The sequence below is a fragment of the Aquabacterium sp. genome, from assembly GCF_048860245.1.
Taxonomy (GTDB): domain Bacteria; phylum Pseudomonadota; class Gammaproteobacteria; order Burkholderiales; family Burkholderiaceae_C; genus Aquabacterium.
Genome location: NZ_JBLIZW010000015.1, coordinates 1 through 12,377, shown reverse-complemented (window position 1 = coordinate 12,377; position 12,377 = coordinate 1). Strand labels below are relative to the sequence as shown.

Here is a 12,377-nt window from a genome sequence, read left to right as displayed (position 1 = left end):
TACGGATTGAATCAACGGGCCGCCCAAATCTGAATACAACGCGACCCACAATTTCGCGATTGTGCATGCTTCCGGGGCATCCTGCAGCCCGAAGACTTCCGCAACAACCCTGAGTTGCCCTCAATTCAGCGCCTGTGGAGGATGCGCAAAGATAACGAACCGCGTTCGACGAACATTGACCAAACCGGACAAGCAAATTGACTCCGCAGGCCAAATGGCATGCCGCTAAACTGGCGACTGACAACCGAAGCTCGACATTTCATGCCCCCCATCCAGCAAATCACCTTTCCCGTGCGCGGTGAATTCATCACTTTGGACCGCTTGCTCAAGGCCTGCGGTCTGGCTGACAGCGGGGGACGTGCCAAGGTCATGGTGGCAGAAGGCCGCGTTCAAGTAGATGGTCAGGACGAGTTGCGTAAAACCGCCAAGATCCGCCCGGGTCAGGTCGTCAGCGTTCATGGCGCACGCATTCGCGTCACCGCAGAAATTGACTCCGATCAAGCCTCCTCAGAATGAGGGGATTGACCGATACCTCATGCGGGTAAATCGGGGCACGATCTTGGCTTCCCAAAAGGAGCCTTTTCATGTCCGACATCTTTTCGCAAGACCTGCCGAAAAACGACGCGAACTTCGCTGCACTGACCCCGCTGTCCTACATTGAGCGCTCGGCGCTGGTCTACCCCGACCGCGTGGCCATCATTCACGGTGCGCTGACTCAAACCTGGTCTGAGACCTACACCCGCTGCCGCCGACTGGCCAGCGCGCTGCAGCAACGCGGCATCGGCAAAGGTGACACCGTGGCGGTCATGCTGCCCAATACGCCCCCCATGGTGGAAGCCCACTTTGGCGTGCCGATGTCGGGGGCCGTGCTCAACACCCTCAATACCCGCCTCGACGCCGAAGCCCTGGCCTTCATGCTGGACCACGGCGAGGCCAAGGCCATCATCGTGGACCCCGAGTTCTCGGCTGTGATGAGCCGCGCGCTGGGCATGCGTCAAAGCAAGCATCCGGTGCTCATCATCGACACGGAAGACGCCCTCTATGGCGGCACCGTCAAGCACATCGGCAGCGTCACGTATGACGACCTGCTGGCCAGTGGCGACCCTGACTTTGCCTGGCAGTTCCCGACCGACGAGTGGGACGCCATCGCGCTGAACTACACCTCGGGCACGACCGGCAACCCCAAGGGCGTGGTCTATCACCACCGCGGCGCGGCGCTCAACGCCGTGTCCAACATTCTGGAATGGGACATGCCCAAGCATGCGGTCTACCTGTGGACCCTGCCCATGTTCCACTGCAACGGCTGGTGCTTCCCCTGGACGGTGGCTGCGCGCGCCGGCGTCAACGTCTGTTTGCGCCGCGTGGACCCCAAGTCCATCTTTGATGCCATCCGCACCCACAAGGTCACGCACTACTGTGCGGCCCCCATCGTGCACTCGGCCATGCTGGCGGCCCCGGCCGACATCCGCCAAGGCGTGACCCATCAGGTCAAGGCCATGGTGGCGGGCGCCGCACCGCCTGCCGCCATGATCGAAGGCATGGAGCAAATGGGCTTTGACCTGACCCACGTGTACGGCCTCACCGAGATCTATGGCCCGGCCTCGGTCTGCGTCAAGCACGATGCCTGGGCCGACCTGGACGTGGGTGAACGCGCCCGCCTGAATGCACGCCAGGGCGTCAATTACCACCTGCAACGCAGCGTGTCCGTGCTGGACCCGTTGACCATGCAGCCCGTGCCGGCTGATGGCGAGACCATGGGTGAAATCATGTTCCGCGGCAACATCACCATGAAGGGCTACCTCAAGAACCCGAAAGCCACCGAAGACGCGTTTGCCGGCGGCTGGTTCCACACGGGCGATCTGGCCGTCATCTACCCCGATGGCTACGTGAAGATCAAGGACCGCAGCAAGGACATCATCATCTCGGGTGGCGAGAACATCTCGTCCATCGAAGTGGAAGATGTGCTGTACCGTCACCCGGCCGTGATGGCGGCTGCCGTGGTTGCCAAACCTGATCCGAAGTGGGGCGAAACACCCTGTGCCTTCATCGAACTGAAGGCCGGCGCCGATGTCACCGTGGACGACATCATTGCCCACTGCAAGGCGCATCTGGCCGGCTTCAAGGTGCCCAAGGCCATCGTGTTTGGTGAACTGCCCAAGACCTCGACCGGCAAGATTCAGAAGTACGAATTGCGCAAGGTGGCGGGCTCGGCGCAAGCCATCGACGTCTGATCCTGCCAGCCCCGCCGCACACAGAGCCAAAAGGAACGCTGCTCATGAATCTGTTTCACGCCCTGCGTGCGGCTTGGCCCGCAACCGATCAAGATCCTGCCATCTTCTGTGAGGATGGCAGGGCCTACACCTGGCGCGATCTGGAACGCGCCACGGCCATGCTGGCCAACCTGCTCGACAGCCTGCACCTGCAAGGCGTGGACGATCGACCCCCAGTGGTGGCAGCGCATGTCGACAAGTCGGTCGAGTCGCTCTTGCTGTACCTCGCCACCTTGCGCGCTGGTTGCACCTACTTGCCCCTGAACCCGGCCTACCGCGCAGCCGAGCTGGAATACTTTGTGGGCGATGCCCAACCGGCCGTTCTGGTCTGTCGGCCCGAGGATCAGGAATGGGTCATCCCGATTGCCGCACACGGTGGCGTGGACCATCTGTTCACCCTGGGCACAGACCGCACCGGCAGCCTGCTGTCACACGCCAGCCTGCACAGCGATCGCCACGCCGTGGCTGACCGTCAGCCCGACGACCTCGCGGCGATTCTGTATACCTCAGGCACCACGGGCCGCAGCAAGGGGGCCATGCTCTCGCACGGCAACCTCTTGAGCAATGCCCGCACGCTGCTGCGCTACTGGGACTGGCGCTACGACGACTGCCTGGTCCACGCGCTGCCCATCTTTCACATTCATGGCTTGTTCGTGGCATGCCACTGCGCACTGCTGGCAGGCACCCCCATGCGCTGGCTCAACAAGTTCGACCCGGCCTCGGTGCTGAGCACCATCGCCGACTCGCGCCCACCGCAAGCCACGCTGTTCATGGGCGTGCCCACGATGTACGTGCGCCTGCTGCAAGCCCCCGAGCTCACCGCCGAGGCCACACGGCACATGCGTTTGTTCATCAGCGGGTCAGCGCCGCTGCTGGCAGCGACCCACGAAGCCTTTGCCCAGAGAACCGGCCACACCATCCTGGAACGCTACGGCATGAGCGAAACCGGCATGTTGTGCTCCAACCCCTGCCGCCCCGGCGATGGCCTGCGCGTGACCGGCAGCGTGGGACGCCCCCTGCCAGGCGTGCAGGTGCGAATCGTGGATGGTGCGGGTGCGGTGCGCACCACCGATGCCATGGGCGAAGTGGAAGTTCGCGGCCCCAACGTCTTCTCAGGCTACCTGGGCATGCCGGACAAGACCGCCGAGTCCTTCACCGCGGATGGCTGGTTCAAAACCGGCGATGTCGGCCATGTGGACGCGCTGGGGTATGTGCACCTGTCGGGTCGCGCCAAAGACCTGATCATCAGTGGCGGCTTCAACGTCTACCCGGCAGAAATCGAAAGTGCCATCGACAAGCTCCCGGGCGTTGCCGAGTCGGCTGTGGTGGGCGTGCCGCATCCGGACTTCGGTGAAGGTGTGATTGCGATTGTTGTTCCTGAATCAGGTCAGACACTGGAGGAAGCTGCGATCATTCGGCATCTCAAAGACACGATGGCCAACTTCAAAGTTCCCAAGCGCGTCTTTGTTCAAGCTGAATTGCCGCGCAACGCCATGGGCAAGGTCCAGAAGACCTTGCTTCGCCAAGCGTGGCAGCACACTTTCAAATCACCTGAACACACAACGCAATGAAGCAAGTCTGGATTGTGAGCGGCCTGGTGGCTGCAGCCTTGGGCGTGAGCGCCCTGATCGTGGCGGGGGGGCAGTTGTTTCAAAAGCCTGACCCGGCCGCGCAACAAGTTGCCAGTGTGCTGCCTTGGCAGATTGAAGTGCTTCCCAATGGTGCCAGCCGCGTGATGGGGCTCACATTGGGTCCCGCCGGACAAGCCAGCACGCTGGCCGACGCCCGCCAGCGTTGGGGTCAGGACATGGAAGTGGCCATCATCGCGGCCCCAGGTGAAGCCGGCATGCTGGAAGCCTTTGTCGACCCCGCTGCGGCCGGTTTCATCACCGGCAAAGTGGTACTGACCGCCGACCTGCCGGCCGATGTCATCCAAGGCATGCGTGAGCGCGCCCTGAAGGCCGAGTTCATGGAAAGCACCACCCGCAAGTACAAACTCACGCCCGAAGATCTGGCTGAAGCCATGAAGGCACCGTTGATTGCCATGAGCTTCATTCCGCAGGCCAACCTGGATGAGGCCACCGTTCTGGCACGTTTCGGGCAACCGGCTGAGCGCGTGCGCAGCAACGGGCACCTGGAGCACTTCCTCTACCCCGCACACGGCCTGGACCTGTCTCTGGACACCGAAGGCAAGGAATTGCTGCAATACGTGGCCCCGGCTCAGTTTGATCGTCTGGTCAAGCCCTTGAAGGCTGCACCCGCCGCCTCTGCGGCATCGGCAGGGAACTGAAGCCGCTACCCCATGCACAAAAAAAGGCCGGGCGCTGGACAGCGACCCGGCCTTTTTTCATGGTCCTCGCCAGCCATCACTGGCGGGAGAAACTGGCCTTGATCTCCGTGATCTCGCGATCCTTGGCAGTCCACATTTCATCCACCCAGGCTTGCACCACCTGACGCGAAGCAGGTTCACCCTTCTCGTTGAGCAGCACGATCTTGGGAATGGGCACTTCACGCACCTTGACCACCACCTCTTCCAGGTTGCCGGTCAGCAAATCGGTAAAGGTGGGGATGCCATGCGGGTACACGATGGTCACGTCCACCAAGCAGTTGAACATGTCGCCCATGGTTTCCAGCGCCATGCACACGCCGCCGGTTTTGGCCTTGAGCAGGTTTTGATACGGCGACTTCTGCTGGGCATGCTTGCCCTTGGTGAAGCGGGTGCCTTCCATGAAGCTGATCACCGAAGTGGGGATGACGCGGAACTTCTCGCACGCCTTGCGAGCGGTCTCCAGATCCTTCTGCGCGCTGGCCCCGCCACGACGCTTCATGAACGGGAAGTCCAGAGCCCACCAGCACAGGCCGATGATGGGCACATAAATCAATTCATGCTTGATGAAGAACTTCAGCAGGGGAATGCGGCGGTTGAACACCCACTGCAGCACCAGGATGTCGACCCAGCTTTGGTGGTTGGCACTGACCAGATACCAGCCTTGATAGGGGAACTGGTCGTGTCCGGACACATGCCAGCGTGTGCGCCCCACGGTGTTCATCCAGAAGCAGTTCACGCCAATCCAGGTTTCGGCGATGGTCCGCAGGCCCGTGTCGCAAATCTTGCGGACAAAGGTGAAGGGCAACAAGAGCTTGGCAATCACAAAGGGAATCATCAATGTGAAGCCCACCACGGTGTTGACCGCCAGCACCACAGAGGCGAACGTCGCCTTGCAGAAACGGGTAATGCTTTGAATCATGGGTAAACGGAGCGACGGACGCTCCCGGTTGGATGCATGAGGTCGAGATTATGTGCACAGATGTGCATTAATTGAGTGTCACCGCTTGACCACGCGTTTCCGAGCGATCTGCTCACGTGTTCATGCTGAGGACATATCTTTATGGCAATGTGAAAAATTAACCGTTCAACCTGTACCGAGTCCCGCATGAGCCCGAATCCCAAACAGCAGAACATCGACGCCGACCTGATCCGCCGCCTGCAAGAAGACGTGATCGACAGCTACGACGAAGAGCTGGAGATGGAGATTGATGACCGGCTGCAAGATGGTATTGCTCAACCTCAGAGCGAGGAAGACCGTCGCATGCGGCAGGTGTACTTCCGCGAGCTGTTTCGCCTGCAGGGCGAGCTGGTCAAGCTGCAGGACTGGGTGGTGCACAGCGGCCAACGCGTCGTGGTGATTTTTGAGGGGCGCGATGCCGCAGGCAAGGGCGGCGCCATCAAGCGCATCACCCAGCGCCTGAACCCCCGCGTGTGCCGTGTGGCCGCCCTGCCCGCCCCCAACGACCGTGAAAAGACCCAGTGGTACTTCCAGCGCTATGTGGCGCACCTGCCCGCTGCCGGTGAGATCGTGCTGTTTGACCGCAGCTGGTACAACCGCGCCGGCGTGGAAACCGTGATGGGCTTTTGCTCCGACGACGAACTGGAAGAGTTTTTCCGCTCGGTGCCCGAGTTTGAAAAGATGCTGGTACGCAGCGGCATCCGCGTCATCAAGTACTGGTTCTCGATCACCGACGAAGAGCAGAACATCCGCTTCCTGGGTCGCATCCACGACCCGCTCAAGCAATGGAAGCTCAGCCCGATGGACCTGGAAAGCCGTCGCCGCTGGGAAGACTACACCCGCGCCAAGGAAGTGATGCTGGAGCGCACCCACATCCCCGAAGCACCCTGGTGGGTGGTGCAGGCCGTTGACAAGAAACGCGCCCGGCTCAACTGCATCAGCCACCTGCTGTCGCAGTTCGATTACCACGAAGTCGACCATGAGCCCGTGATCCTGCCCGAGCGCGAACGGCGCGAGGACTACATCCGCCACCCGGTGCCAGACGAGCTGTTCGTGCCTCAGATTTACTGAGTCCGCGAAAAAATGCCCGCCTCATGCGGGTCTGCCCCTTGTCCGAAAGACTGAGTCCGGTCATAGACTGGGCTCATCGTGGTGTTGCGTGGGAGGTTCCCCGTGCAGACAAGCCGCTCAACTTGGGTGCAGATGTTCATCCGCTTGATGGCGGTGGCTCGCTACCGTTTCATCGTCGAGCTGACGGGCGTGTTTGTCGTGGTCTGGCTGGCGTGCGCCGGGCTGATCTACGTCTTCGAAGTCGGCCACAGCCCCCGGATACACACGTTTTCTGACGCCACCTACGGCCTGCTGGTCACAATGACCACCTCGGGCGATTCCGCCGTTGCGCCTCAAACCGACGCTGGGCGCATGGTGATGGGCCTGGCCGTCATCGTCTCCAAATTGCTGACCGCGTTGCTGTGTGCGCTGGCCGCGGCCGTCCTCATCGAGCGCAAAGTCCGAGAAGACATGGGGTTGACTATGCACCGCCTGCACCACCACATCGTGATCATCGGCTGGAACCTCAAGGGGCCCCACATCGTCCAGACCCTCCGCGCCGATGCGCAATACGCCCATGCACCGGTGCTGGTCATGGCCGACCTGGAACACAAACCGATCGATGACCCCTTGCTGACCTTCACGCGCTCGCCTTACCCCATCCGAGGTGAAGCCATTGACCGCGCCTGTCTGCCGCAAGCCGACACGGTGGTGGTGCTGGCGAATTACGGTGAGAAACAAAATGCCGATGCCCTGACGGCCGTGAACTGCCTGGTCGCCCGTCAGCATGCGCCGCAAGCCCGCATCATTGCCGAGTTACTGGACCCAGGACAGCGCCCCTACCTCGAGGCAGCCGGCGCCAACCTCGTGATCGGCATTGGTGAAATTGGCGGCTTCCTGTTGGCCGAAGCCACCATCGGCAACGAGCAGGCGCGCCAGTTGCTGAACTACCTCGCGGCATCCAACCACAAGCAATCGCGCTCGATCCAAGCCCCTTGAGGCCACGGCACCGTCCAAAAGCGGTACGCTTGACCGTTTGAGACGCTGCTGCGGAGCCCTGTTTGTGCTGAGTTGGTTCGAGAACCTCGTTCACCCCTATCCCGACACCCCACCTGCCACGCCACCCAAGGGCTTTTTTGCCTTCATCTGGGCGGGCACACAGGGCATGCGGCCCTACCTGCTCGGGATGACGCTGCTGACCGCCCTCATCGGGGCCTTCGAGGCATTGCTGTTCAACATGCTGGGCAGCATCGTGAACTGGCTCAGTGCCGTGCCACCACAGCAACTGTGGACGCAAGCCAGCGACAAGTTGCTGATGCTCGCCGGCGTCCTGCTGGCCAGCCCGCTGGCGGTGTGGCTGCAAACCACGCTCAAACACCAGACCCTGGCGGGCAACTTCCCCATGAAGTTGCGCTGGAACTTCCATCGCCTCATGCTGGGTCAAAGCATGAGCTTTTACCAGGACGAGTTTGCCGGGCGGGTCGCCACCAAAGTGATGCAGACGGCCCTGGCGGTGCGCGACACCTGCTTCATCGTGGGCGACATCTTGGTGTTTGTGGGCATCTACTTCCTGACCATGACCGCGGTGGTCGGCAGCTTCGATCTGACCCTCATCCTGCCCTTTCTGGGCTGGCTGGCCCTGTACGTGCTGTCGGTGAGCTACTTTGTGCCGCGACTCAGCCGCATGGCGCGGGCGCAGTCAGATGCCCGCTCGCTGATGACCGGCCGCATCACCGACGCGTACACCAACATCGCCACGGTCAAGCTGTTTTCGCATGCCAACCGTGAAGCCGGCTACGCCCGGTCGGCCATGCAGGACTTCATGGCCACCGTTCACGGCCAGATGCGCTTGGTCAGCGGCTTCGAGGTGGTCAACCACACGCTGAGCATGCTGCTGATCCTCTCGACCGCCGGCATGACCCTGTGGTTGTGGACGCAAGGCCAAGTGGGCATTGGTGCGGTCGCCGCGGCCACCGCCATGGCCCTGCGCCTCAATGGCATCTCGCACTGGATGATGTGGGAAGTGGCCATGCTGTTTGAGCATGTGGGCACCGTGCAGGATGGCATCAACACCTTGTCGCGCCCCCATACTGTGGTCGATGCCCCCCAGGCTGCCCCGCTGCATGTGCCCCAAGGCGAAATCCGTTTCGAAGACGTGAGCTTTGGTTATGGCGGCGACCGCAGCGTCATCGACCACCTGAACCTGCACATCCGCCCCGGCGAAAAGATTGGTGTCGTGGGCCGATCGGGCGCGGGCAAGTCCACCATCGTGAACCTGCTGCTGCGTTTCTACGATGTGCCGCAAGGTCGCATCCTGATCGATGGGCAGGACATTGCCCAGGTCACACAAGACAGCTTGCGCGCACAAATCGGCATGGTCACGCAAGACACGTCCCTGTTGCACCGCTCGGTACGGGACAACATCCTGTACGGTCGGCCGGACGCCTCGGATGAGGCCATGGTGCAAGCCGCCATCCGCGCCGAGGCCCATGCGTTCATCCAGTCGCTCAGTGATCCGAAGGGCCGCACGGCCTACGACGCGCACGTGGGCGAACGCGGCGTCAAGTTGTCAGGCGGCCAGCGCCAGCGCATTGCGATTGCACGCGTCATGCTGAAAGACGCCCCGATCTTGTTGCTGGACGAAGCCACCAGCGCGCTGGATTCGGAGGTCGAAGCCGCCATTCAGGCCAGCCTGTACTCGCTGATGGAAGGCAAGACCGTGGTGGCCATTGCGCACCGCTTGTCCACCATTGCCGCCATGGACCGCCTGATCGTGCTCGACCAAGGGCGCATCGTGGAAGAAGGCTCACACCACGAGTTGCTGGCACGCGGCGGCTTGTATGCCCGACTGTGGGCGCATCAAAGCGGCGGTTTCCTGGCCGCCGATGACGATCACACCGACTGACGGTTGTGCTGATCCCACCATTCCTCGAAGGCCTCGGCGGACATGGGGCGAGCCACCCAATAGCCTTGGGCCTCGTCGCACCCAAGCGCCTGAAGCTGCTTCATCATGCCCTCGGTTTCAACGCCCTCGGCGATGGTGGACAAGCCCAAGCCCGCGGCCATCTGGATGATGGCGCGCACAATGGCCACCTCGTCGGGGTGTAACTCCAGGTCGTGCACAAAGCTCTGGTCAATCTTGAGCTTGTCCACCGAAAACCGCTTCAGGTAGGACAAGCTGGAGTAGCCCGTGCCGAAATCGTCGATCGCCAGCCGCACGCCCAAGTCCTTCAGCTGCATCAGCCGTGACTGCACGTTTTCCGGATCACTGATCAGCACGGATTCCGTCAGCTCCAACTCCAGCAAGGAGGGCGGCAAGCCGGATGCCTCCAGCGCCGAAGCCACCACCTGCTCGACATCACCTCGCTTGAACTGCACGGCCGAGAGATTCACCGCCATGGCCACGTCATCCAGCCCGGATCGGTGCCAGATGGCGGCCTGACGACAGGCCTCGCGCATCACCCATTCACCGATGGGGACGATCAGGCCGCTGTCTTCGGCCACAGGGATGAATTTGGCTGGCGACACGAAGCCCTTCTCGGGATGCTTCCAGCGCAGCAAGGCTTCCAGCCCGACCAATTTGCCCGTGGTCAAGTTGACCTGGGGTTGGTAGACCAGCTGAAGCTGATGGGCCTGCAAGGCGTGGCGCAAGCCATTGCGGATGTCGAGCTTTTCCAGCGAGGCGGCATTCATGGCCTCGTCATAGAAGCGCCAGGTATTGCGTCCCTCTTCCTTGGCCCGATACATGGCGGTATCAGCTTGCTGCATCAGCACATCGAACTCGTCGCTGTCTCCGGGGTAAATCGCGATCCCGGCTGAGGCCGACGTCGTCAACTCTTGTCCGTCCAGCGTGATCGGCAACACCAGACGCTCAATCAGCTTCCCGACCAGCGCCCCCACCTCGTCGGCGTGCTGGACGTCCTTGAGGATCAACAGAAACTCATCGCCCCCCTGGCGACTGACCGTGTCGCCCCCGCGCACACTGGCAACGAGTCGATGCGCCACCTCACACAGCAGCAAATCGCCCACGGCGTGCCCCAAAGAATCATTGATGTTCTTGAAGTGATCCAGATCCAGAAAAACCAGGGCCACGCTGTTGCCGTGGCGCCGGGCGTCGGCCGTCGCTTGCACAAAGCGATCTCGCGCCAGCTCCCGGTTCGGCAACTGCGTCAGGGCATCGTGATACGCCAAAAACGAAGCACGCTTTTCTGCCTCCCGTCGCTCCTGAACTTCAAACTGAAGCAGGCGGTAGGGCTCGCGCACTGCGGTGACAAAGACCGCCCGATAGATGAAGAAATAGGCAATGATCTTGTACACATGCCCCATGAGCATGAACACATCGCCCACGTGCGTGTACAGCGTCACACACAACTCGGACAGCACCGTGATCAGCGCTGCCGTGCACAAATCGGTGACGCTGTAGGCGCGGTGTCGCACCTCGCTGCGACAGAACAGAACCGCAGCTGCCAGGGTCACCATGACCACGCCATATTCAAGGACCACCTTGAAAGGCGTCAGCCCCACCCCCGCCACAAAAGTTGAAGGCCAGACCTCGGGCGCAAACAGGTTCAGGGCATAAACGGCCATTGTCAGCGTCAAGGCACCAGCCAACAACACGTTGCGCTGAGCGTCTGAAATGGGCCCGGCATCAGGCTGCAATGCCACACACAGCAAGGTGGCAGCCCCCACATACCGCGCAACCAGCCAGAAATGAATGGCCTTTTCGATGCCGGAAGGCGTGACGAAGTCCGGCATGCCGCTGTAGGACAGCACGTGTCCCACATCGATCAAGCCGACCGCCAAGAACCCACATGCGAGTTTGGCCACGTTGGCTGGCAGCAGACCGTTGTTGGCATGCCAAGCCACGAAGAAGACCAGAAGGGCCGCCACGATGGCGGCAAATTCGGTGAAGGTGTGCAACGCCACCGGAAAGACATCCAGGGGCACCAGGCCGGACCACTCCGCAGGCCAGCGCCACACCAGCACCAACAGCGCCAGCATGCTGAGCAACAGCGCACTGGGCAAACGCCGTAGCAAGCTCCTTGGGCCGTCGTAGGCAGCCGGAGCAACAGCATCAGAAGAACCTGGGGCCGGGATCGTCATGCAGGGGCGTCACAGGCAGACCAGCCATCTGCGACGCAAGGGTTAAACACGTTGCGAATGTTATAAGTCTTTAACCCGTTTACTGCAGCCCGTAGTACCCCTGCACCCCAAAAGTGTCAGGCATCCAACGGTGTGATGCCCGCGATCGCCCAGTCGGCATCGCCTTGCACCGGTTTGACCAGGTGCCACAGTTCATTGAACGGCTGCGCACCCGCGTTCACCTCTTCACGAATCAGGCCATGGAAGCGCACCGACGCCACCCACTGCCCGTTTTCCTGGGCGGTATCCACCAGTTCGGCATCCAGTTGCATGACGTCGGTCTGGTTGGGTGCACTGCCGCGCTCTTGCAAATCGAGGCGCAGTGACGCAAACAACTCCGGCGTGGTGAACTTGCGCAGATCTTCCACGTTGCCAGCGTCGTTGGCAGCCTGCAGGCGGATGAAGATCATCTTGGCAATGCGCTGGAAGCCTTCGGCGTCGAAACCAGCCGGCACGTTGTTCAGGTTGCCCCCCACGGCCGCACCTGTGGCAGCGGCACCGACAGCGGCGGGCGCGGCGTCAAAGCCCTGGCGCTGCATCGGCTGCGCGAAGGCATCACGGCTGTCGGCCTGGTTGAACTGCTGACCATAGGGTGCACCGGCACCGGCCAATTGCGGGCCACGGGCCT

General features: G+C 61.7%; 10 protein-coding genes. 7 read left to right on the top strand and 3 right to left on the bottom strand.

Annotated features, from left to right (window positions below; translation table 11 throughout):
* Nucleotides 1-261: 261 nt before the first annotated feature.
* The 4 genes from ACMV18_RS01750 (at nt 262) to ACMV18_RS01735 (ending at nt 4,560) form a co-directional block, all read left to right on the top strand.
* Nucleotides 262-516 carry an RNA-binding S4 domain-containing protein gene (locus ACMV18_RS01750; protein ID WP_374255368.1) on the top strand — a complete coding sequence of 85 codons (255 nt, stop codon included), beginning with the start codon at nt 262-264 and terminating at the stop codon, nt 514-516.
* 68 nt (nt 517-584) lie between these two features.
* Entirely contained in the window at nt 585-2,231 is a 1,647-nt protein-coding gene (locus tag ACMV18_RS01745; protein ID WP_374255369.1) for an acyl-CoA synthetase, read from the top strand.
* Nucleotides 2,232-2,275: 44 nt separating this feature from the next.
* On the top strand, nt 2,276-3,841 hold the full coding sequence (locus ACMV18_RS01740) for a malonate--CoA ligase (RefSeq protein WP_420816450.1): 1,566 nt from the start codon (nt 2,276-2,278) through the stop codon (nt 3,839-3,841).
* Nucleotides 3,838-4,560 (top strand): hypothetical protein, encoded by a 723-nt coding sequence (locus ACMV18_RS01735; RefSeq protein WP_374255373.1) that lies wholly within the window; start codon nt 3,838-3,840, stop codon nt 4,558-4,560. Before ACMV18_RS01740 ends, ACMV18_RS01735 begins: the two co-directional genes overlap by 4 nt.
* Nucleotides 4,561-4,636: 76 nt before the next feature.
* Here ACMV18_RS01735 and ACMV18_RS01730 read toward each other — a convergent pair whose 3' ends face one another.
* The gene (locus ACMV18_RS01730) at nt 4,637-5,518 is read right to left on the bottom strand and encodes an acyltransferase (RefSeq protein WP_420816449.1); all 882 of its coding nucleotides are present in this window, start codon (nt 5,516-5,518) and stop codon (nt 4,637-4,639) included.
* A 186-nt stretch (nt 5,519-5,704) separates the two neighbouring features.
* On the opposite strand from ACMV18_RS01730, the gene ppk2 reads away from it, so the two are divergent.
* The 3 genes from ppk2 (at nt 5,705) to ACMV18_RS01715 (ending at nt 9,512) form a co-directional block, all read left to right on the top strand.
* Nucleotides 5,705-6,628: a polyphosphate kinase 2 gene (gene ppk2 / locus ACMV18_RS01725; RefSeq protein ID WP_374255377.1), complete on the top strand. Its 924-nt coding sequence runs from the start codon at nt 5,705-5,707 to the stop codon at nt 6,626-6,628.
* Nucleotides 6,629-6,730: 102 nt separating this feature from the next.
* Nucleotides 6,731-7,606 (top strand): ion channel, encoded by an 876-nt coding sequence (locus ACMV18_RS01720; protein ID WP_420816448.1) that lies wholly within the window; start codon nt 6,731-6,733, stop codon nt 7,604-7,606.
* A 64-nt stretch (nt 7,607-7,670) separates the two neighbouring features.
* Nucleotides 7,671-9,512: an ABC transporter ATP-binding protein gene (locus ACMV18_RS01715; RefSeq protein ID WP_420816447.1), complete on the top strand. Its 1,842-nt coding sequence runs from the start codon at nt 7,671-7,673 to the stop codon at nt 9,510-9,512.
* Here the strand turns inward: ACMV18_RS01715 and ACMV18_RS01710 are convergent.
* Together ACMV18_RS01710 and ACMV18_RS01705 are read right to left on the bottom strand one after the other, a co-directional pair.
* Nucleotides 9,500-11,710: a putative bifunctional diguanylate cyclase/phosphodiesterase gene (locus ACMV18_RS01710; RefSeq protein ID WP_420816446.1), complete on the bottom strand. Its 2,211-nt coding sequence runs from the start codon at nt 11,708-11,710 to the stop codon at nt 9,500-9,502. The two genes, ACMV18_RS01715 and ACMV18_RS01710, sit on opposite strands and share 13 nt — an antisense overlap.
* Before the next feature lie 116 nt (nt 11,711-11,826).
* Nucleotides 11,827-12,377, bottom strand: a 551-nt coding sequence (locus ACMV18_RS01705; protein ID WP_420816445.1) for a Tim44 domain-containing protein, incomplete at its 5' end; no start/stop codon positions are given.

Bases quoted from the DNA above. Each gene is read 5' to 3' on its own strand.
- ACMV18_RS01745 (WP_374255369.1), top strand. From the start codon at position 585: ATGTCCGACATCTTTTCGCAAGACCTGCCGAAAAACGACGCGAACTTC.
- ACMV18_RS01730 (WP_420816449.1), bottom strand. From the start codon at position 5,518: ATGATTCAAAGCATTACCCGTTTCTGCAAGGCGACGTTCGCCTCTGTG.
- ACMV18_RS01740 (WP_420816450.1), top strand. From the start codon at position 2,276: ATGAATCTGTTTCACGCCCTGCGTGCGGCTTGGCCCGCAACCGATCAA.
- ACMV18_RS01735 (WP_374255373.1), top strand. From the start codon at position 3,838: ATGAAGCAAGTCTGGATTGTGAGCGGCCTGGTGGCTGCAGCCTTGGGC.
- ACMV18_RS01710 (WP_420816446.1), bottom strand. From the start codon at position 11,710: ATGACGATCCCGGCCCCAGGTTCTTCTGATGCTGTTGCTCCGGCTGCC.
- ACMV18_RS01750 (WP_374255368.1), top strand. From the start codon at position 262: ATGCCCCCCATCCAGCAAATCACCTTTCCCGTGCGCGGTGAATTCATC.
- ppk2 (WP_374255377.1), top strand. From the start codon at position 5,705: ATGAGCCCGAATCCCAAACAGCAGAACATCGACGCCGACCTGATCCGC.